15 protein-coding genes, 2 tRNA genes and 4 pseudogenes are annotated in these 19940 nt (G+C 58.8%); 8 read left to right on the top strand and 13 right to left on the bottom strand.

All coding sequences use genetic code 11. From position 1 onward, the window contains the following. Nucleotides 1-538: 538 nt before the first annotated feature. Nucleotides 539-1003, bottom strand: a pseudogene (locus QMK51_RS28975) (DUF3644 domain-containing protein). On the opposite strand from QMK51_RS28975, the pseudogene QMK51_RS13495 reads away from it, so the two are divergent. Continuing rightward, a pseudogene (locus QMK51_RS13495) lies at nt 957-1505 on the top strand (tyrosine-type recombinase/integrase); the annotation flags it as partial. The pseudogenes QMK51_RS28975 and QMK51_RS13495 sit on opposite strands and share 47 nt — an antisense overlap. A 73-nt stretch (nt 1506-1578) precedes the next feature. Here the strand turns inward: QMK51_RS13495 and QMK51_RS13490 are convergent. The 3 genes and pseudogenes from QMK51_RS13490 to QMK51_RS13480 all read right to left on the bottom strand — a co-directional run bounded on the left by QMK51_RS13490 (nt 1579) and on the right by QMK51_RS13480 (nt 2939). Next, a tRNA-Leu gene (locus tag QMK51_RS13490) sits at nt 1579-1665 on the bottom strand. Between the two features lie 194 nt (nt 1666-1859). Further along, nucleotides 1860-1933, bottom strand: a tRNA-Cys gene (locus QMK51_RS13485). Between the two features lie 320 nt (nt 1934-2253). After that, nucleotides 2254-2939 (bottom strand): annotated as a pseudogene (locus tag QMK51_RS13480) (helix-turn-helix domain-containing protein). A 619-nt stretch (nt 2940-3558) separates the two neighbouring features. Between QMK51_RS13480 and QMK51_RS13475 the strand changes: the two are divergent. Then, nucleotides 3559-4332, top strand: a complete 774-nt coding sequence (locus QMK51_RS13475) for an L-iditol 2-dehydrogenase (RefSeq protein WP_320394389.1) — start codon at nt 3559-3561, stop codon at nt 4330-4332. Between the two features lie 30 nt (nt 4333-4362). Here QMK51_RS13475 and QMK51_RS28970 read toward each other — a convergent pair whose 3' ends face one another. The 5 genes and pseudogenes from QMK51_RS28970 to nirB all read right to left on the bottom strand — a co-directional run bounded on the left by QMK51_RS28970 (nt 4363) and on the right by nirB (nt 9561). Continuing rightward, complete coding sequence (locus QMK51_RS28970; RefSeq protein ID WP_408980628.1) at nt 4363-5088, bottom strand: methyl-accepting chemotaxis protein; 726 nt, start codon at nt 5086-5088, stop codon at nt 4363-4365. A 132-nt stretch (nt 5089-5220) separates the two neighbouring features. Next, nucleotides 5221-5976: pseudogene (locus tag QMK51_RS28965) on the bottom strand (MCP four helix bundle domain-containing protein); the annotation flags it as partial. Between the two features lie 165 nt (nt 5977-6141). Continuing rightward, complete coding sequence (locus QMK51_RS13465) at nt 6142-6582, bottom strand: CBS domain-containing protein (RefSeq protein ID WP_258700438.1); 441 nt, start codon at nt 6580-6582, stop codon at nt 6142-6144. A gap of 31 nt (nt 6583-6613) precedes the next feature. Further along, the gene (gene nirD / locus QMK51_RS13460) at nt 6614-7000 is read right to left on the bottom strand and encodes a nitrite reductase small subunit NirD (protein WP_320394386.1); all 387 of its coding nucleotides are present in this window, start codon (nt 6998-7000) and stop codon (nt 6614-6616) included. After that, on the bottom strand, nt 7000-9561 hold the full coding sequence (gene nirB / locus QMK51_RS13455; protein WP_320394385.1) for a nitrite reductase large subunit NirB: 2562 nt from the start codon (nt 9559-9561) through the stop codon (nt 7000-7002). The genes nirD and nirB overlap by 1 nt, the downstream gene beginning before the upstream one ends. 654 nt (nt 9562-10215) lie before the next feature. On the opposite strand from nirB, the gene QMK51_RS13450 reads away from it, so the two are divergent. Further along, nucleotides 10216-11184: a bifunctional methylenetetrahydrofolate dehydrogenase/methenyltetrahydrofolate cyclohydrolase FolD gene (locus QMK51_RS13450; protein ID WP_320394384.1), complete on the top strand. Its 969-nt coding sequence runs from the start codon at nt 10216-10218 to the stop codon at nt 11182-11184. A 112-nt stretch (nt 11185-11296) separates the two neighbouring features. Here the strand turns inward: QMK51_RS13450 and QMK51_RS13445 are convergent, their stop codons facing one another. Further along, entirely contained in the window at nt 11297-11815 is a 519-nt protein-coding gene (locus QMK51_RS13445) for an SgcJ/EcaC family oxidoreductase (protein WP_258700434.1), read from the bottom strand. A 170-nt stretch (nt 11816-11985) separates the two neighbouring features. Here QMK51_RS13445 and QMK51_RS13440 point away from each other — a divergent pair, with 170 nt between their 5' ends. From QMK51_RS13440 to QMK51_RS13425, 4 genes are read left to right on the top strand one after another with little or no spacing between them, the layout of a single operon-like run. After that, complete coding sequence (locus QMK51_RS13440) at nt 11986-13170, top strand: sensor histidine kinase (protein WP_320394383.1); 1185 nt, start codon at nt 11986-11988, stop codon at nt 13168-13170. Then, entirely contained in the window at nt 13167-13817 is a 651-nt protein-coding gene (locus tag QMK51_RS13435) for a response regulator transcription factor (protein WP_320394382.1), read from the top strand. Before QMK51_RS13440 ends, QMK51_RS13435 begins: the two co-directional genes overlap by 4 nt. Continuing rightward, a complete protein-coding gene (locus QMK51_RS13430; RefSeq protein ID WP_320394381.1) occupies nt 13814-16141 on the top strand; it encodes an ATP-binding protein in 2328 nt (775 codons plus the stop codon). Before QMK51_RS13435 ends, QMK51_RS13430 begins: the two co-directional genes overlap by 4 nt. Then, nucleotides 16138-16602, top strand: coding sequence for a response regulator (locus QMK51_RS13425; protein ID WP_258700430.1), 465 nt, complete (start codon nt 16138-16140; stop codon nt 16600-16602). Before QMK51_RS13430 ends, QMK51_RS13425 begins: the two co-directional genes overlap by 4 nt. Here QMK51_RS13425 and QMK51_RS13420 read toward each other — a convergent pair. Then, a complete protein-coding gene (locus QMK51_RS13420) occupies nt 16579-17496 on the bottom strand; it encodes an alpha/beta hydrolase (protein WP_320394380.1) in 918 nt (305 codons plus the stop codon). The two genes, QMK51_RS13425 and QMK51_RS13420, sit on opposite strands and share 24 nt — an antisense overlap. Nucleotides 17497-17814: 318 nt before the next feature. On the opposite strand from QMK51_RS13420, the gene QMK51_RS13415 reads away from it, so the two are divergent. Beyond that, nucleotides 17815-18495, top strand: coding sequence for a glutathione S-transferase family protein (locus QMK51_RS13415; RefSeq protein WP_320394379.1), 681 nt, complete (start codon nt 17815-17817; stop codon nt 18493-18495). A 66-nt stretch (nt 18496-18561) separates the two neighbouring features. Here QMK51_RS13415 and QMK51_RS13410 read toward each other — a convergent pair whose 3' ends face one another. Continuing rightward, on the bottom strand, nt 18562-19287 hold the full coding sequence (locus tag QMK51_RS13410; protein ID WP_320394378.1) for a transporter substrate-binding domain-containing protein: 726 nt from the start codon (nt 19285-19287) through the stop codon (nt 18562-18564). Between the two features lie 281 nt (nt 19288-19568). Then, complete coding sequence (locus QMK51_RS13405) at nt 19569-19898, bottom strand: hypothetical protein (protein WP_258700426.1); 330 nt, start codon at nt 19896-19898, stop codon at nt 19569-19571. Between the last annotated feature and the right edge of the window lie 42 nt (nt 19899-19940).

Below are 19940 nucleotides of genomic sequence, written 5' to 3'. Positions count from 1 at the left end.
ACTTAAATTAAAACTAAATTCTGAATACCACCAGAGCTTTGACCGTTTATCGGGAGCCAAATTTTTCCATAATGAGCGTCGAACTCTTTTAAAATATTTGGATTATAAAATGCTTTAGTCATCCCCGCCGTGTTATTTGGGTTAAGGTATCGCCTGTGCGCGAACTTTTCTTCTGCTTCTAATTTTTGCGAATATCATGATACTTCTGGTTTCGTTTGAAATTTCTGAATCTACGAGTTAGACGTATTGTAAGAGCTTCGTAGTTCCATGGGCATTTTTCAGAAATTTCCAGCTCTGTTATTATAATTTTTTGTTGCACTGCTATCCGTAGAAAACTGGATAGGTAGAGCAGAGACGCTTTTACCTTATGAAACTTTATATCCACTCTAAGGGTCAAACTGTAAGCACTGACATCTTCATTATCATAAAACTTCTCGGCTCGACCAATGTACTCTAAAACCTTTTCTCTTTGGGGTCCAACATGACTCCTGGAGCTTCATCAAACCCTCTGAAAAACGAGATAGGCATTAAGTAAAAGTTATATCTGGCTAGGATGCCGCCGTGCCAGCCATTTAACAATGGTTGCGTAATTTTGTAATGAGGCACTGCCCAGCCCTTGTATTTTAAGGCTGAGCATAATGTCATCATTAATGAAATGTATAGAGTTATCTCTAATTTCAGCCAGAGCAGTAATGTTATCTATGACGGGCTTTTCAATCTTACTTCCAAAATCTTCAGTTATTATTCGATAAGTCTCAAATAAGCTGACAGACATAGAGTTGCCAGCTCTATTCGTTTTTGGACGTAGCAACTTGGACTTTTCTCCATTTTTTAGAGTTCAGGACTCCATCGCATAAAGCGACGCTACCTTGTTACTCGACAGGCTAAGAATTTTTGCTTTAAATAGCAGCTCCCAAGCATTGATGCATAAAACCGAAAAGCTTTCCTCTCGGTACTTAAAGGGTAATAAGGAATCTGGTCGCGACGTATATGTCGAAGACAACGTACTTGCCAAAGCCTATCAGTATGCCGATCAACCATTGAAAGATACCTTGGACCTGTTCTATCTGACAGGTCAAAGGGTGGCTGACACATTGAAGATGGATGAGCGAGACATAAAAGACGGAAAGCTTTCCGTCCAGCAAGGGAAGACTGGCGCAAAACGAAGGATTGAGATCATTGGAGAGCTCAAAATCGTAATAGACCGAATCATGGCTAGAAAGGCTGGCCACAAAATCAGATCAACACGCCTGGTGGTAATCGACTCTGGACAGCCGATGACGACGAGCACGCTCAGGAAAAGGTTTGATGACGCCAGGGAAGCCGCCGGGATTCCAAAAGCAGAATTTCAGATGCGCGATTTACGGGCGAAGGCAGCTACAGACGAGGAGGAATCGACAGGCAATATACGAGCAGCACGCGATCAACTAGGGCACACCACCGTTGGTATGACGGAGCAGTACATTCGAATGCGTAAAGGGATGAAAGTCGCGCCCACAAAATGATCAGTGGCAGCGGATTGCGGAGTAAAGAAATAAGGGCTTGCATGAGGTATCTCACGCAAGCCCTTGATATTCATGGTGCCCGAAGCCGGAATCGAACCGGCACGCCCTTACGAGCGGGGGATTTTAAGTCCCATGCGTCTACCAGTTTCGCCATTCGGGCGGTAGCGCGGTAAAGCTGTCTGGAGACTGACCAATACGATCTGGCAGTTCCGACGCTTGTGTAACAGAGGGGGAAATATATACATCCCGCCCCGGTGAAGCAAGTTCGCAAAGATCCTTTTCAAGACTAAATCTTGCAGGATGGCGAAAATAAAAAAGCTCCGTAGATCATGGATCTACGGAGCTTGTTTAAAGTGGAGGCCGAAGTCGGAATCGAACCGGCGTAGGTGGATTTGCAATCCACTGCATAACCATTTTGCTATTCGGCCTCAAACATCTGATGTTCTGTAGCGCAACATCAAACGTGTAAACTCGCACTTGGAAACAAGACTCTCATCTAGCTTCCAACCCTTTGAAATCTAAGGGGTTTTCGTGTTCCTGAATCAGGAATGGACGCAATTCTGGACTGGATCGAAAGGCATGTCAAGAACTGGAGGAAAATAATTCCAGATACGTTATCGCGGGAATGGCCGTAAATGATCGCAGCCTTCGGCAGCTCCTACAGAGGGCGGCGTTCCTCCGCGATATTTCGGTGAACATCGACCCTTGAGCGGCCGAAGGCCGCGATCTTTTGATCTTGTTTCCACCTTCAATGTCCGACCGCCACCGCCCGTTGCAACCGTTGCCGATACTCACTGGGCGTCTCGTGCATTTCGTGGCGGAAGTGTCGATTGAAATTCGACAAGTTGGCATAACCCACTTCGAAGCAGATATCGGCAACGCTGAAACTGCTTTGCGCCAGCAAACGACAGGCACGCTGGACCCGTAGTTTTCGCGTCAGGTCGACGAAGGTGTGGCCGGTGGCGCGCTTGAAGAATTTGGAGAAGGCCGGTTCGTTCATATCCAGACGCTGGGCGATGACCGACATCCGCAGCTCGTCAGCGAGGTCGTTCAGGATGTAGTCGAAGACGATGCTCATGCGCTGGGCCGTCAATGCATCGAGCATGGGCGCATATTGCAGGCTGGCGAGCGTCTGTCTCTCGCTGTCAGGGGCCGATGCCAGCAACTGCAACAACGACAGGAACAGGCACAACCGCTGCAACCCGTGGCACCGGCCGATGTCTTCCAGCAGTCGGGCCTTTTTTTTGCGGGTAACACCGTGAAACTCGATGCCCTGCGCCGCCTGGCGAAACAGGCTTTGCAACTCGCTGAGTTCAGGAACCTTGTCGCGCAGTTGCATCAGCATCTGACCATCGAACTGCAACACCACGTCACAGCCGGCAATCACCTCCCCTTTGCCCAGGAACGAAAGCTGTGCTGCGGCTCGTTCAGAATGACTTCAAGCGCTGGCGGCTTGTCTGCGGTTACGTGATGGTTCTTCACCCTGGCGATTCCGTTTTTGTTGGTTTTATCAAGGTAGCGCGAAGCCTGGGACGAGTCGAAGTCTCAGGACGCCGACATGAGACTCACACTAACGACACCCGGTGCCTAGCGCGCTACATGACGCCCACTGATACTTTTTTTCCACGGTCAAACAAGTATCAGCGCCGCGTACGCCATTCATTTGTTCACCGTTTGGGTAGCTGTAATCCTGTGGTCATCCCGTTGCGGATATGACTCGCACCGTGGATTACAACAAAAATAAGAGCTTCTGCCGCCCAAGGCGCAGAGCGGAGAACACGATGAAGAACATTCCAAGCGCGCTCTTTCTGTCCGCCGTGCTGTCCTCTGCCCAGCAAATCACCGAACGCGAGATGAGACGCGCCGGTTATCCCAAGTAGCGACGGCTTGATGCAATCACTGTGTGTGTGTGTGTGGGCTTGCTCGCGAAAGCGCTGGGTCAGGCGGCATCGATGTTGAATGTGCCGGCCTCTTCGCGAGCAAGCCCGCTTCCACAGGGGGGGCTTCACACACTGCAATGCCCTCAACGGGCTCTTACGAATGGATGGAAAAAATGAAACGTCTGGAAGGAAAAAGCGCCCTTATTACCGGCTCCGCCAGAGGGATCGGGAGAACGTTCGCGCAAGCCTATATCCGCGAAGGCGCTACGGTTGCGATCGCAGACATCAACCTGGAGCGTGCGCAAGCCACGGCAACTGAGTTGGGTCCAAATGCCTATGCGGTGGAGATGGACGTTACCAACCAGCAATCAATCGACGGAGCCCTCGACACGGTCATCGCAACCGCAGGCAAGCTCGATATCCTGATCAACAACGCAGCACTGTTTGATCTCGCACCGATTACGGACATTGCTCGAGACAGCTACGAACGGCTGTTCTCGATCAACGTGTCCGGCACCCTGTTCACGCTGCAGGCCGCGGCCAAACAGATGATCCGCCAGGGCCACGGCGGCAAGATCATCAATATGGCCAGCCAGGCCGGGCGGCGCGGTGAAGCGCTGGTCGCGGTGTATTGCGCGACAAAGGCGGCGGTAATCAGCCTCACGCAATCGGCCGGGCTCAATCTCATTCCCCATCGCATCAACGTGAATGCCATCGCGCCGGGGGTGGTGGACGGTGAGCATTGGGATGGCGTCGATGCGCTGTTCGCCCGCTATGAAAACCGGCCGATCGGGGAGAAGAAAAAACTGGCGGGACAGGAAATACCGTACGGGCGCATGGGCACGGCAGACGATCTTGTCGATACGGCGATCTTCCTGGCATCGGCCGAGAGCGATTACATCGTGGCGCAGACTTATAACGTCGATGGCGGCAACTGGATGAGTTGACTGGCCCCGGGAACAGGGCCAGCCAATGCCTCAAAGGCGAAAACGACCCACTGATTGCGAGAGCTGTCCAGCCAGGGTGGACAGCTCATCGGTGGTCGAGGCGGTCTGGTTGATGACCTTGCTGTTGCCTTCGGACATGCCGGCAATCATTTCCACCTGATGCGCGATTTCGTTACTGGCCAGGCTCTGCTCACCGATCGTGCGGCTGATGTCATTAACCAACTCAGTGGTGTTGAGCGTGGCCTGGAGGATTTCGCGGATGGCGCGCTCGACGTCGGCGGTCACTGCCATGCCTTTGTCGACCTGCGCAACGCCCGCCTCCATGCTGCTGACCGCCTCACGGGTGCTTTGCTGGATGCGCGCGACCATGGCGGCAATTTCCTGGGTGGAGGCGCTGGTGCGTCCCGCCAGGCTGCGCACTTCATCGGCGACGACGGCGAAACCACGGCCCTGCTCGCCGGCGCGGGCGGCCTCGATGGCGGCGTTAAGCGCCAGCAGGTTGGTTTGATCGGCGATGCCCTTGATCACCTGAATGATGCTGAAGATCCCCTCGGACTCCTTGTCCAGGGTGCGGATCACCTGGGCCGACTGCTGCGCCGAACGGGCAATCCCGTCCATGTCGCTGACCACCTGATGAATCACCCGACCACCGTCCTTCGCCAATTCCTCGGCCTGGTTGGCCATGTTCAGTGCACGCTCGGCATGCCGGGTGATTTCCTCGATGCTCGCGGTCATTTCACTGGCCGCCGCGGCCATGGTGCTGGCGGCGACGCTTTGCTGCTGGCTGCTACCCGCGACCTGATGGCAGCCGCTGCTCAACTGCTGACTCATGCCACTCACGCCATGGGCATTGCTGCGAACCACCTCGATCATGCCGCGCAGGTCGCGCTGCATGGTTGCCAGGCTGCGAATCAACGTGCTGGCTTCATCCTTGCGAGTGGGCTCGACGATAGGTTCGCTCAGGTTGCCATGGGCGATGCTTTCGGCAATCCGGCTGGCAATCTGCAACGGCCCCATGATGCTCAGGATGACCGAGCGTCCCAGGGCGAGCAGCAGCAACAAACTGGCAATGAGTACGGCGCCGAGGGTGAAGTTGGCACTGCTGATGGTTTGGCGAGTGCCCGCGCTGGTCTGTTGGGTGTTGGTTTCGATCAGCTCACTGAGGGTGGCCATCTGGTCTTCCAGTTGGCTGAACGCGTTATTGAACGTGCCCAGTTGCTGTTGTGCGGAATCCGGATCATCCAGCGCCAGCCCGACAATGCGCTCGGCGGCACTGATGTACGTATCTAGGCTGGGCTTGATCTTGTCCAGCGCGGCCTTGAGGGTGTCGTTGACCGGCAGCTTGAGGTTGTCACCGAGCATCTCGCGAAAATGCGCGGCATGCTCATTGAGTGAACTGCGCACCTCGGCCTTGCTGCTAGGGCTCTTGCCCAGCCCTACCAGCATCGCGGACAGCACATCGGCGCGCAGCGCATCGTGCATCATGTCGGCTTCGAGGTGGTTGCGCAGCGCGGTCATGCTGACCTCGTTGTCATTCACCGCTTCAGCCATCCGGGTATTGCCCACATAGCTGACCAGACTCACGATCAGGGCGGTGAGCAAACTGGTGCCGATCAACAAGATCAAACGTAATTTTATGGACACTCGGTGATTCCCCTGGCGGCATGTGCGTGGTCGGCTAGTTGCCTGCTGTTAGGGTTATCGACTGTTTCAACCGGTTACTGAGGCTTATTTCCACTTGAGCCGATTTTTTCGACCTGCGGTATACCTTTTCGCGCTTGACCTTGTGATTCGGGCGATGCAGCGGGCTCAATGCCCGCGAATGTAGTGCTCAAGCTGGCGAATCAAATCGGCCTGCTCGACGATAGCTTCCTTGACCAGATCGCCGATCGACAACAGCCCGATCAGTTCGCCGCTCTCCAGCACCGGCAGATGGCGCAAATGGCTGTCGGTCATGACCGCCATGCAGCGCTCGATACTCTGCTGGCTGTCGGCGGTCACCACCGGTGCGCTCATGATCTCGCGCACCGGCGTACCGACCGAAGAACGGCCCTGTAGCACCACCTTGCGCGCATAGTCGCGTTCGCTGATGACGCCCACCACCCGCCCGTCTTCGATGACAGGCAACGCGCCGACGTTCTTCTCGGCCATCATTTTCAGGGCGTCGAGGACCATCTGATCCGGTGCAATGCTGTGCACCTGCTGGTTTTGCACGACTTTCAGTTTCAGTAACTGTGCGGCTGTTTTCATCAACGTTCTCCGATACGGTTCAGGGCGGTGCTCAAGCCGCCGCGACTTCCACGACCCCGGCATTCAGGCGCACCGGCCAGACCCGCAGGCGCTGCTCCGGGTACTCCAGGCAACTGCCGTCTTCAAGACGAAAATGCTGCTTGTAGATCGGCGACGCCACCACCAGATCGCCCTTGAGGCTGCCGATCAATCCACGGCCGATAACGTTCGCGCCGGATTGCGGATCATGATTGTCGATGGCGTAGAGGGTCCGACCTTCAGCCTGCGGCAGATAGAACAGCGCCACCTGGGCGCCGTCGAGCCAGACGACGACACCGGAGTTGCTGACCAGATCCTGCTGGCTGCACACCGCCTGCCAGGCTTGGGCATTGGCCGCGGTGGCAAGGGCATCGACACGCTGGGTAGTGGGCTGGCTCATCAGGCATTCTCCTCGGTGACAGGGATAAGGTTGAGTTCGGCGGCCATGATCGGCCGGCGCTGACCGCGCTCCTGAACAAAATGGATGTCCGGGTCAGGACGTTGATCGTTGACGAAGGTGCGGAAGCGCTTGAGTTTTTCCGGGTCTTTGAGGGCATTGGCCCATTCGCATTCGTAGCGGTTGACCACCAGTTGCATCTGCGATTCGAGTTCTGCGCCGAGGCCCAGGCTGTCGTTGATAACCACGTCCTTGAGGTAATCCAGGCCACCCTCCAGGCTTTCGCGCCACACGGAAGTACGCTGCAATTTGTCGGCGGTGCGGATGTAGAACATCAGGAACCGGTCGATGTAACGGATCAGGGTTTCATCGTCCAGGTCGGTGGCGAACAGCTCGGCATGACGCGGGCGCATGCCGCCGTTACCGGCCACATAGAGGTTCCAGCCGTTCTCGGTGGCGATCACGCCCACGTCCTTGCTCTGCGCCTCGGCACATTCACGGGTGCAGCCAGAAACCGCGAACTTGAGCTTGTGCGGCGAACGCAGGCCTTTGTAGCGATCCTCGAGGGTCAGGGCCATCTTCACGCTGTCCTGCACGCCGTAACGGCACCAGGTGCTGCCCACGCAAGACTTCACAGTGCGAGTCGATTTGCCGTAGGCGTGCCCGGTTTCGAAACCGGCCTCGATCAGCTCGGACCAGATGTCCGGCAACTGATGCAACTGCGCGCCGAACAGGTCGATCCGCTGGCCGCCGGTGATTTTGGTGTAGAGGTCGTATTTCTTCGCGACCACGCCGATCGCGATCAGTTTGTCGGCCGTGATCTCACCGCCAGCGATGCGCGGCACCACTGAATAGGTGCCGTTTTTCTGCATGTTGGCCATGAAAGTGTCGTTGGTGTCCTGCAACGGCACCAGCGAAGCGTCCATGATCGGCTGGTTCCAGCACGAGGCGAGGATCGAGCCCACCGCCGGTTTGCACACGTCGCAACCGGTGTGACCACGACCATGCTTGGCCAGCAGCTCTTCGAAGGTGATCACCCCTTCTACCCGCACCAGCGCATAAAGCTCCTGACGGGTGTAGGCGAAGTGTTCGCACAGGCTCTTGTCGACACTGACGCCACGGGCAATCAGTTCGTGCTCGAACACTTGCTTGAGCAGCCCGGCGCAACCGCCGCAACCGGTGCAGGCCTTGGTTTGCGATTTGAGCAGGCCCAGGTCGGTGCAGCCGCCGTCGATGGCCGAGCAGATCGAGCCCTTGGTGACGTTATGGCACGAACACACTGTTGCCGACTCGGGCAACGCGCCCGGGCCCAGGGTTGGCGCCCCGGCGGACGATGGCAGAATCAGGCTGGCCGGTTCCGACGGCAAGGCAATGCCGTTCTGCATGTATTGCAGCAGGGTGTCGTAATAGCTGTTGTCGCCGACCAGTACCGCGCCGAGCACGCGCTTGCTGTCAGCATCCACCACCAGGCGACGGTAGCTGGCCGTGGCTTCATCGATAAACTGATAGCTGCGTGCACCCGGCGTGTGGGCGTGAGCATCACCGATGGAGCCGACATCGACGCCGAGCAGTTTGAGCTTGGTCGACATGTCGGCACCCTGGAACGGCTCCGCCACTTGATTGCACAGCAGCGAGGCGACGCCACGGGCCATCTGGTAACCGGGAGCGACCAGACCGAAAAGGCTGCCATTCCAGGCGGCACACTCGCCGATGGCGTAGATATTCGGATCGCAGGTCAAGCATTGGTCATCAATCACCACGCCGCCACGCGGACCGATGTCCAGCGCGCATTGGCGGGCCAGCGCGTCTTGCGCGCGGATGCCGGCGGAGAACACGATCAGGTCGGCTTCGAGAAATTCGTCGTTGGCAAAGTTCATCCGGTAGCGGTACTGCTCGCCGGCACTGATCGACTGCGTGCCACGGGACAGGTGCACACCTACGCCGAGCCGCTCGATTTGCGCCTTCAGCGCCAAGCCACCCTGCTCGTCCAATTGCACTGGCATCAGGCGCGGGGCGAACTCCACCACGTGGGCTTCCAGGCCCAGGCTTTTCAGGGCATTGGCGGCTTCCAGGCCGAGCAGGCCACCGCCGACCACCACGCCACGCCGGGCATTGGCTGCCGCGGCACGAATCGCGTCGAGGTCTTCAAGGGTGCGATACACCAGGCGCGAGTCGCCTTCTGCACCTTCAATAGGCGGCACAAACGGATAAGAACCGGTGGCCAGCACCAGTTTGTCGTAAGCGACGCAACCTTGTGCGGTGATCACCTGGCGTCGCGCTCGGTCGATTTCCAGCACCGGCACGCCCAGATGAAGGGTGACGCCCGGCGTCTGGTACAGGGAGGCTTCGCCCAGGGCCAGCGACTCGGCATCGCGACCGCTGAAATACTCGGACAGATGCACACGGTCGTAGGCACGCATCGGCTCTTCGCTGAAGACATGCAGGTGGTAATGGTCGAGGGCGCCGCGCTCGATGAGCTGCTCGACACAATGATGTCCGACCATGCCATTGCCGATCACGATCAGCGTTTGCAGTTTGTTCAATGCGGCAACATTGGAATTCATAGTAAGCACCCAGCCAAAGCCAATCACGGTTAAAAAAGCAAAAAAAAACGCCTGAAACCTCTCGGTTTCAGGCGTCTTTGCCTGTTCTTCGCGGTGTTCGACCTGGCGCCTTCGCCTGATCCACCGATGTTGCCCACGACCTGCTCGGCCGGTCGATCTTCGTTGATCGACGGGGCGGCCCACTGCGTGGACCTTGAACGATGTAATGCAGCGTTTGTGCCAGCTGTGGATCGAGCGCTTTAGAAACGCTGTTTCAGTGAGGATTTATCGGGGTTCAGCGTGATTTCCCTTCAAGGCCATCGGGGATAAAGACGATTCGGTTTTTGCCTTGGCATAGTGCAAGCCATGTGCGATGAGCTTCATAAAAGTGCATGTATCTCGGTGGATAAGGACGCCTTTTGCCTAATGCACTCTTTGTGCCCGACGGCCGCCAGTGCCTGATTTTGCGACTGCTGCGCAGCCGAACGCAGCCGAACGCAGGCTACGCCAGCCGCTACAAATCGAACGCGGCCTCGCCAGCTCCTACAGATTGCCCACGATCCCCTGCCTGTCTTGTCTTGCGGTGTTGCGGTGGTATTGGCCTGCCCTCAACTGGTAGCCTGAGCCCCTTGCCTGCATGTCTCTGATGGATTATCGGCGCAAGAAGACGCCTTGATGATCACTTCATTCCTTTCAATCAAGACAACGGTGGCTCTTTTGATCAGCAGCACCCCCGCATTTGCCCGCGATATCGACGGCAAAGCCATCTCTGCCCAGGTTCTCGACGAGGTCCGGGAAGAGGTTCTGGCCCTGGCCGGCCAGCAGATCTATCCCGCCTTGGCGGTCCTGTTGGTCGGCGACGACCCGGCCAGCCACGTGTATGTACGCAATAAACTGCTGCGCGCCAAGGAAGTCGGCATCCGCTCCCTTGAATACCGCCTGCCGGAAACCGCCAGCCAGGCCCAGGTCCTGGAACTGATTGCACAACTCAATGCCGATCCCGCGGTGAACGGCATCCTGGTGCAACTGCCCTTGCCCGCCGCTATCGATGAGCAGGCAGTGATTCATGCCATCGACCCGATCAAGGACGTGGACGGTTTTCATCGGGAAAACGTCGGTGGGCTGGTGCAAGGCATCGAGGTTCTGACCCCGTGCACGCCCAGCGGCTGTATGCGCCTGTTGTACGAAACCTGCGGTACTGACTTGAGCGGCTTGCACGCGGTGGTCATCGGTCGTTCGAACATTGTCGGCAAGCCGATGGCGACCTTGCTATTGCAGGCCAACTGTTCGGTCAGCGTGGTGCACTCGCGCAGTGTCGATGCCCCGGCGTTGTGTCGGTTGGCGGATATCGTGGTCGCGGCGGTGGGGCAGCCCGAGTTGATCGACGCCAGTTGGCTCAAGCCCGGCGCGGTGGTGATCGATGTTGGCATTAACCGAATTACCGACGAGTCCGGCAACCGTCTGGTGGGCGATGTCGACTACGCCAGCGCCCGTACCGTCGCCCGTGCGATCACCCCGGTGCCCGGTGGCGTCGGGCCGATGACCATTGCCTATCTGCTGAAGAACACTCTGATTGCCAGCCGGTTGCAACGCGCGGCGCAGGCCCGCGGTCAGCAGCCTGAGGACGACCTGGCGTTGAACTGAGCACAACGCACACGGCCCACTTCAAAGTGGGCCGTGTCGGTGATGCGGAACCTGTGCGGGCTTGTGCTTAACTGACTGGCATTGGGCTCCGTCAGTCTTGCACATCCTCTTTTTATTTCCCGGCGTGCAACACCTGCGTTTGCGGCATCGCCGAAGAGTGGTGGTTGAGAATCTTCCACTGACCGCCCACCTGCTCATAGACAAAGGTGTAGCGCGCCTGCACCTGACGAGTCTTGCCATCGGCTTCGGTCAACGTAAAGGTGTAGACGCCACTGTCCATGGCCACGTTGGCGCCCAATGGGCGGATCTCACGGAAGTTGATCTGGCCCACCGGCTTGAGCGCCATGAAGTGATCGAAGTAGTCCTTGATCTGTGCCGGCGTGGTGCGCACCTGATTGGAAACCGTCGGTTGCAGCACGGCGTTCGGCGCATACAGGTCGACCACGCTCTGAACATTGCCGCTCTTCAACGCGCTGTTCCAATGGTCAAACAGGGCGGCGATTTCACGATCCTTCACGTTGGTGGGTTGCTGCGCCACGCTGCTGTAAACGTAAGGCACCGCTTCCAATGCCTGAACCAGCGGGGCGGTCAGGGCGAACAACAGGGCGATGGTTGAGGTCTTGAATGTCATTGCGCTATTCCAATGGTGGTCGATGGGCTCACTGTGCCGTCCGGAACGCCGCCCGCCATCGGCCAACCGGAGCCATTTGCCTATGCCATTCGGCAGATAGCGCCCTGCCCCGTTAACAAGGTTTAATGACGCCCCTGCCCGAACGGGCGTGCCCGCGCCGGAACCTGCCCATGCAAAACCCTGATCATGACCCCGGTAGCGCCTTGGCCATTCGTACCCAGTATCGGCAGTCGCAAAGTCGCGCCGCGCGGCTGCGGCTGCTGGTGGATACCGGCCAGGAACTGACCCAACTGGCTCCCGAGGCCATGCGTCAACGCGTGCTGCAACGGGCCTGTGCCTTCCTGGCGATGGACCACGCGCTGCTGCTGGAATGGGACGTGGATGCGCAAGTCAGGACCACCGCCAGTCAAGGCAGCCGCGAGCGTTTAGACAGTCTCGCGCGCCTCGCCGATACCGCGATGAGCGCCCCGCAATGGCAGGAGCAGCCGAGCGCGGTCCTGCCCAATGTGCTGCGGGTGCCTTTGCGCGGTGGTGATGGCACGGCCTTCGGTGCGCTGGTGCTGGCCAACAGCGTCAGCATCAGTGCACCGGACACCGAAGACCTCGAATCCCTGCAATTACTCGCCACCCTGCTGGCCGCGCACCTGGAAAACAAGCGCTTGCTGGACGCACTGGTGGCGCGCGAACGCACCATGTCCGATCTGGTCCACAGGCTGTTCAGAGCACAGGAAGACGAACGCAAACGCATGGCCTACGACCTGCACGACGGCCTGGCACAAACCCTTGCCGGGCTGCATCAGCGCCTGCAAGGTTTTGCCGGCCGCTGCCCGCCACTGCCCGACGAACTCGACGCGGACTTACAAACGATTCTTGCTTTGGCCCAACATTGCGTGGGTGAAGGCCGGCAATTGATCAGCGGCCTGCGCCCGACGGTGCTCGACGATTTTGGCTTGCTGAAGGCGGTCGACAAAGAGGCCGATCGCCTGCGCGAAGCCGGGATCAAAGTCAGCTGGAATGCGCGTTGCGAAGCACGCTTGCCCAGCCAGGTGGAGATCGCCCTGTTCAGGATTGCCCAGGAAGGTATCAACAACATTCTCAAACACGCGCAGGCCAGCCACGTCGTGCTGGCGCTGGAGCTGCACGAAGGCCAGGCCTCGCTGCGGGTGGACGATAACGGCCAGGGCTTTGCCATGGAACAACCCCTCGACACCTGCGGCGCCCAGCACCTGGGGCTTGCCGCGATGCAGGAACGCGCGAGCCTGCTGGGCGGTGATTTCACCTGCATCAGCCATGCGCACGGCGGAACGCAACTGCGCGCCACCGTCCCTTCTGGCCTGAATGGAACCCCTCAATGACTCACGTTATACGACTGGTGGTCGCGGACGATCATGAAGTCACGCGCACCGGCTTTGTCTCGTTGCTGGCCGGCCTGACGCAATTCGAAGTGGTCGGCCAGGCCTGCAATGGCCAGGAAGCGCTGGACCTGTGTGAGCGTCTTTTACCCGACATCGTCATCCTCGACATCCGCATGCCGGTGCTCAACGGGCTGGGCGCGGCACGCATGCTTCAAGAGCGCCTGCCGGCCCTGAAAGTGATGATGTTCACCATGGACGACAGCCCCGACCACCTTGAAGCCGCCATGCTCGCCGGCGCCGTGGGCTATCTGCTCAAGGATGCCAGCCGCCTCGAGGTGATCGACGCGTTGCAACGTGTCGCCGCCGGCGAGCAAGCCCTCAACAGCTCAGTCAGTGCCCAATTGCTGCGCCGCATGACCGAACGCAATGCCAGCGGCGTGGCCTTCGATGCCCTGACCCCGCGGGAGCGCCAGGTACTGGGGTTGGTGGCCAACGGCATGAGCAACCGTGAAATCGGCGAAGAACTCGGCATCACCACCGGCACGGCCAAAGCCCACGTGGAACGGGTCATTGGCAAACTCGGCGCCGCCGACCGCACCCAGGCCGCTGTGCGTGGCATTGCTCTGGGCCTGGTGACCCAGTCATGAAAGCGTCAAATGCCCGCCGCTGGGCCGATCTGGCGTTACGCGGCAAAGCCCTCGTGGTGATTTCCCTGCCGTTGGTTATTCTGTTGCTCTCGCTGGTGCTGATCTACACCACCGAGCGCCAGACGGCTCGCGCGGAGGAAGACGTGCGCCGCGTGCTGCTGGTACAGGGCGATATCCAGACCGTACATACCTTGCTCGCCGAGGCCGCCGCCAGCGTGCGCGGCTATCTGCTGACGCGCCGCGAGGATTTCCTGCCGGGTTATCGGCAAGCCAGACCCTTGATCGAATCGGCCTTGCAGCGACTGGACAGCAACGTTCGCGATGAGCGGGTGCGCAAGCATCTGGAAGCGATCACGCCGCTGATCGAAACCAAGGTCGAGGGCCTGGTAGAACTGCTGGATGATCGCAACGCAACTCCTGAGTCGATCACCACCATCCTGATCAGCAACAAGCACATCCTCGACGAGTTACGCGAACGCATCAGCGCCATGCGCACCCTCGAGGACACCCTGCTGGCCGAACGCACCGCAGCAGCGGCCTCCACTCGACAACGCCTGTTGTTCTCCACCCTGCTGGCTGCCGTTTGCGGGCTGTTTGGTGCCATTGTGGCGGTGCTGTTTCTGTCCAAGGGCATCGTCGCCCGGGTGCAGCAGGTTCAGGGTAACGCACAACGGCTGGCACTCGGTCAGCCGTTGCTGCCACAACCTCCGGAGAACGATGAAATTGGTCAATTGGGTACGCGTCTGGTCGAAGCCGGGCTGTTGCTGGCCGAACGTGAACGGGCAATACGCGACAATGAAGAACGCTTGCGGTTGATCATCGACGGGGTGAAGGACTACGGTATTTTCGCCCTCGATACACAAGGTTTCGTGACCAGCTGGAATGCGGGCGCCCAACGGATCAAGGGCTATACGGAACAGGAGATCGTCGGCCAGCATTTCTCGATGTTTTATCTGCCGCAAGAGTGCCCGCAGCATCCCGACATGGCGCTGCGCGAGGCCACTCGCAATGGCCATTACATGGAAGAGGCCTGGCGTTGCCGCAAGGATGGCAGCCGCTTCTGGGCCAGCGTGGTGATTACCGCGCAATACGACAGCAGTGGTGCCTTGCGTGGATTCTCCAAGATTACCCGCGACATCACCGACCGCCGTGCGGCCGAGATCGCGCTGAGCACCGCACGGGAAGAGGCGGAGCGCGCCAGCCGCGCCAAAAGCGAGTTTCTGTCGCGCATGAGTCACGAACTGCGTACCCCCCTCAACTCCATTCTCGGCTTCGCGCAACTGCTGGACATGGATTCACCCAAGGGGCAACGAGCGCAGATCGGTCACATCCTGCGGGCCGGAAAACACCTGCTGACCCTGATCAACGAAGTGCTGGACATCGCCAAGATCGAGGCCGGGCGCCTGCCACTGAATGTTGAATCCGTGCCCCTGGCGGTGGTGCTGCAAGAAGCCCTGACGCTGGTTTCCCCCATGGCCTGCGACGCCGGCGTCCATCTGGGTGAACTGCCGATGCTGACCGCCGACAGCGGGATCGTCGCCGATCGGCAACGCCTGGTTCAGGTGTTGCTCAACCTATTGTCCAACGCCATCAAATACAACCGGCCCCAGGGTCGGGTGCACATTGAGGTCAAGGTTCTTCAACAACGAATTGCCGTGTCGGTCTGCGATACCGGCAAGGGCATTGCGGCAGATCGACAGGATCAACTGTTCAAACCGTTCGAGCGCCTGGAGTCCGATCCAAACGTGGAAGGCACCGGTCTGGGCCTGGCCTTGAGCAAGAGTCTGGTGGAAATGATGAACGGTAGCCTGACGGTCAAAAGCCGGCCCGGCGAAGGCTCCAGTTTCACCCTGGAGCTGCCCTTCGTGCGCCTGCAGCCAGCCACTGAGCCCGCGACTGCACGAATCAGCGCCCCTACGGCCACTTCCGCCCGCGCCGCCCCCGATTACCAGGGCAAAGTGCTGTGCATCGAAGACAATCTGTCGAGCCTGGCCCTGATCGAAACCCTGTTGCAACGGCGACCGCACATCCAGTTACTCTCAAGCATGCAAGGGCAAATGGGCCTGGACCTGGCCCGTCAACATGCACCGCAACTGATTTTGCTGGACGTGGCACTCCCGGACCTGGATGGTTTCAACGTTCTGCAACGCTTGCGTCAGTTCTCCATCACCCGCGCCATTCCAGTGCTGATGATCACCGCCGATGCCAGCGACCTCACTCACCTGGCCTTGCTCGAGGCGGGAGCGACCGCGGTGCTGACCAAGCCGATTCACATTCCTTCATTCCTCGCCCATCTTGACCAGCACCTACCGGAGCCCGTGTGAACACCGACCTGCGCATTCTGATCATCGACGACCAACGGCCCAATCTCGATTTGATGGAGCAGCTGCTTGTCCGCGAGGGGCTGAGCAACGTACTGAGCAGCACCCAGCCACTGCGAACTCTGGACCTGTTCAACGGCTTCGAGCCTGACCTGGTCATTCTCGACCTGCACATGCCGGAGTTCGACGGCTTCGCCGTACTTGAACAGCTCAACCGGCGCATCCCGGCCGGCGAATACCTGCCGATCCTCGTGCTCACCGCCGACGCCACCCGAGATACCCGCCTGCGCGCACTGGCGCTCGGCGCCAAGGACTTCATCAGCAAGCCACTGGACGCCCTGGAAACCATGCTGCGGGTCTGGAACCTGCTTGAAACCCGCGCACTGTATAAAGCCCTGCGCACGCGGGTCCCGGCGGATCAGATCGAGTTGCTGCGCCAGTTAAAGCCGCACCCAGCTAGCTGACCGAAGAGGCGGAATCACTGACGATTTGCTACTGAAAGCCAAGTCACGGGGCTGGCTCGGCGCCTTGGAGGCCGGCTGCAGAAAGCCCAGCAAGGCTTGCTGGGTGTCATGCCAGGCCGTCGGGTGTTCCATATCGAGGAAATGCCCGGCGTTCTTGATGGTCTGAAACTGGGCCTGACGGGAATGAGCTGCAAAAAGACGGGCATCTTCCACCGAGGTGTACTCATCCCGTTCGCCGTTGATAAACAGCAGCGGGATTTCGATGGCGTCGGCACAGGAAACGTAGCAGTGAGTGTCCTGGGTCAGCACCTCATTGACGTGAAAATGCATTTGCCGGTATTCGTGTTCGTCCAGGCTGATGACATGGCGTTCATTGAAACGCTTGAACAGTGACGGCAGGTGCTTGCCGATCGTGCTGTTGATCAAACGCCCGACATTGCGACGATCGTACGCCTGGAGAAAGTCCCGGCCGCTCTCCAGATAATCACGCATCGGCGTGTTGATCCGCGCGGCGAATGAACTGATCACTGCCTTTTCGATTCGGCGCGGCCGCTGAGCCAGTGCCACCAGGGTCGCCGCCCCGCCCCAGGAAAAGGACAGCACATGCTGTGCACAAAAATGCTCGATCAACTCCAGCAGTATTTCAGCCTCGTCTTCCTTGCGGATCGGCTGGTCATGCAGGTTGTGTTGTTTCGACTGACCGGCGTAGGGCTGATCGTAGAGGACCACATTGAAGCGTGGCCGCAGGTAGCGCACCGTTTGCGCGAAGGATGCGGTCGTTGCCAACGAGCCATTGACCAGAATGATGGTCTTGTCAGCGGCGGTGTTGAGATAGTGCTCGGTATAAACCTTGTACTTCTTACCAATCTCGACGATGGCAGTCTTCAGCATCATTTCATTCTATTCCTTGAACAAATTGGATCAGGCACACAGCGTGATCGGCTACCCGGCGTCCTCCGGTCAAGCCTGACAGCACGAACCAACAACGGTACAAGGGCGCTGAGATGAGCGCCATGACCAATAAGTCACTAACCGACCAGTGGTTCTCAGTTAAGCAGGGATTTTTCCGCGTACAAGCACGCACGCTTGAAAGTGACGGCCCAGACGCTCTACCGACATCCGCCTATGATTGTTAATTGCCCCCCGCCTTTTTCATCTCAGGGCTTACAGCTTTGTGCGGCCCGCCCCTCACGTCCAACGAGGCCTTGAAAAATGTCGCTGACGCTTTACTACCATCCGCTGGCGTCGTACTGCCATAAAGTGCTCATCGCGCTCTACGAAAACGGGACCGACTTCGAAAGAAGAATCATCGATCTCGCAGACGCTGCCGACAGCGCAGAGCTTCAGGCTCTGTGGCCAATCGGAAAATTCCCGGTTATTCGCGACCCTGCTCGACAACGTGATCTGCCGGAGTCCAGCATCATCATCGAGTACCTGGATCGACTGTATCCAGGTGAACAGCGCCTGCTTCCGGACGATTGGGAGACCGCGTTGGAGGTGCGGTTATGGGACCGCTTTTTCGACCATTATCTACAAACACCGATCCAACGGATTGTCAGCGATCGACTACACGCGACCAACGGTGATTTGACCAGAGAACGGGCCACGCTAGAAACGGCGTACAGAATGCTCGAGCGCCGGATGGCGTCCCGAATCTGGGTGGCCAGCCCGGACTTCAGCCTGGCCGACTGCGCCGCGGCCCCGGCACTTTTCTATGCCTGCACGCTATTGCCGTTCCCCGACGACTACCAGCACTTGAGCGCCTATTTCGACCGGTTGATACAGCGACCGTCATTCCAGCGAGTGATCGACGAAGCCAGGCCCTGGTTTTCGCTCTATCCGTTTGCGGATGACATCGCGCAGCGGTTCCGCCAGCCCTCGGCCCCCCCATGACCCGCGTTGAGTTCACGCCGGCGTCCAGATAACAGCCTGTGACATCCGGACATCCAAGCCGCCAACCTATGGCGCCACCGTGACATCGGCCTGCCCGCTCTCGAGCAAGGCGGCGTGGACAAATCCTTCGGCCTTCTTGCGCTCGACGAAAGCCGTCACATAGGCCGCCCCCGCTTCACGCTTGCGGGGTACGGCCATCGCCTGGCGTATGGCGGTAAAGGCGCCTTCGAGGACCCGGTAACGTGGATCAGCGGCAGCGACCTTTTCCAGCGGTTGGCGCACACCCGCCGCCGCATCCAGGCCTTTGTCGAAGAACAGGTCGACGGCGGCGGCGGACGTTTCTGCCCGCTCCAGTTGCGCCTGTTTCAAGGTACGGGTCAGGAACAGGTCGTAGGCCGCGCCCTTGCCGACCGCCAGGCGCAATCCTTGCCGATCCAGATCATCGACCGCCGTATAAGCCGAATCGGCCGCCACCAGGTAGGTGCCTTCGATGATCACGTAAGGCTCGCTGAACGCGATCTGTTGTTCACGCACCGGCTCGATGGCGAGGAACGCGATGTTCCATGCGCCCTCCTCCAGCGCGGCAAACACCTTGCCGGCGGCATCGAACGTGATCATTTCCAGACGCACGCCCAGCTCTTGCGCCAGAGCCGTTGCCAACGCCACCGAGACGCCTTGGGGAGTTCCGTCCCGACCCTGCTGCGCCAGCACCGGATTGCCGAAATTGATCGCCGCACGCAGCACACCATCGGGCGCCAGGTCATCAATGACCGCAGGGGAAACAGCACTCATCATGGGCTCCGAAACAAAAAATTGATGTCACGACCTGCAGCGGCTTCAAGAAGCCGTCCTTCGCGTCGAAACCATAGGCGAACGGCGCCGTCGAGTGCAAGACCAAGGCCTGCTCCACCTCGTGGTCGACTGCGAATATCCCGTAGGAGCTGCCGCAGGCTGCGATCTTTTGATCTTTCCAACGGGCGACTCGTTACCTGAACAGGCACCAAAGTCAAAAGATCGCAGCCTGCGGCAGCGCCTACAACCCGCGCTCGGTGCACATGCAGAGCGGTGGCGGACTACCGTTGCGCCAATTCATGGTTGATGCATTGCTCGTAATACGTTTGCTTGATGCCGGCCGGCTTGAGACGCGAAGAGCTGTTGTAGGTTTGTTCCGTGATCCCCATGGCTGTCATGCGCATCCACGGCCGGGGAAATTTGCGCGATTGCAGTTTTCTGCGTGCCCCGTAAAGCGTAAGCCCGGAAAGCTTCGAGGCTTGCGCGCCCTCGGCTATTTCCGCGCCCCAGCTGCAAATATAGCGAGAGTTCTTGCTCAGTTCCTTTGCCTGAGCCCCAAGCGAGAAAGCCACCAGGACAAACGTTGCAGCCATCCACACCAAAGTCCGCATATCGCCAATGCCTAACCTTCTGAAAAGAAAGCGAGTTTGACA

It is taken from the genome of Pseudomonas sp. P9_31 (assembly GCF_034008235.1).
In the GTDB taxonomy this organism is placed as follows: Bacteria; Pseudomonadota; Gammaproteobacteria; order Pseudomonadales; family Pseudomonadaceae; genus Aquipseudomonas.
The sequence above is the reverse complement of the archived record's forward strand: the minus strand, read 5'-3'. Positions and strand labels throughout refer to the sequence as shown.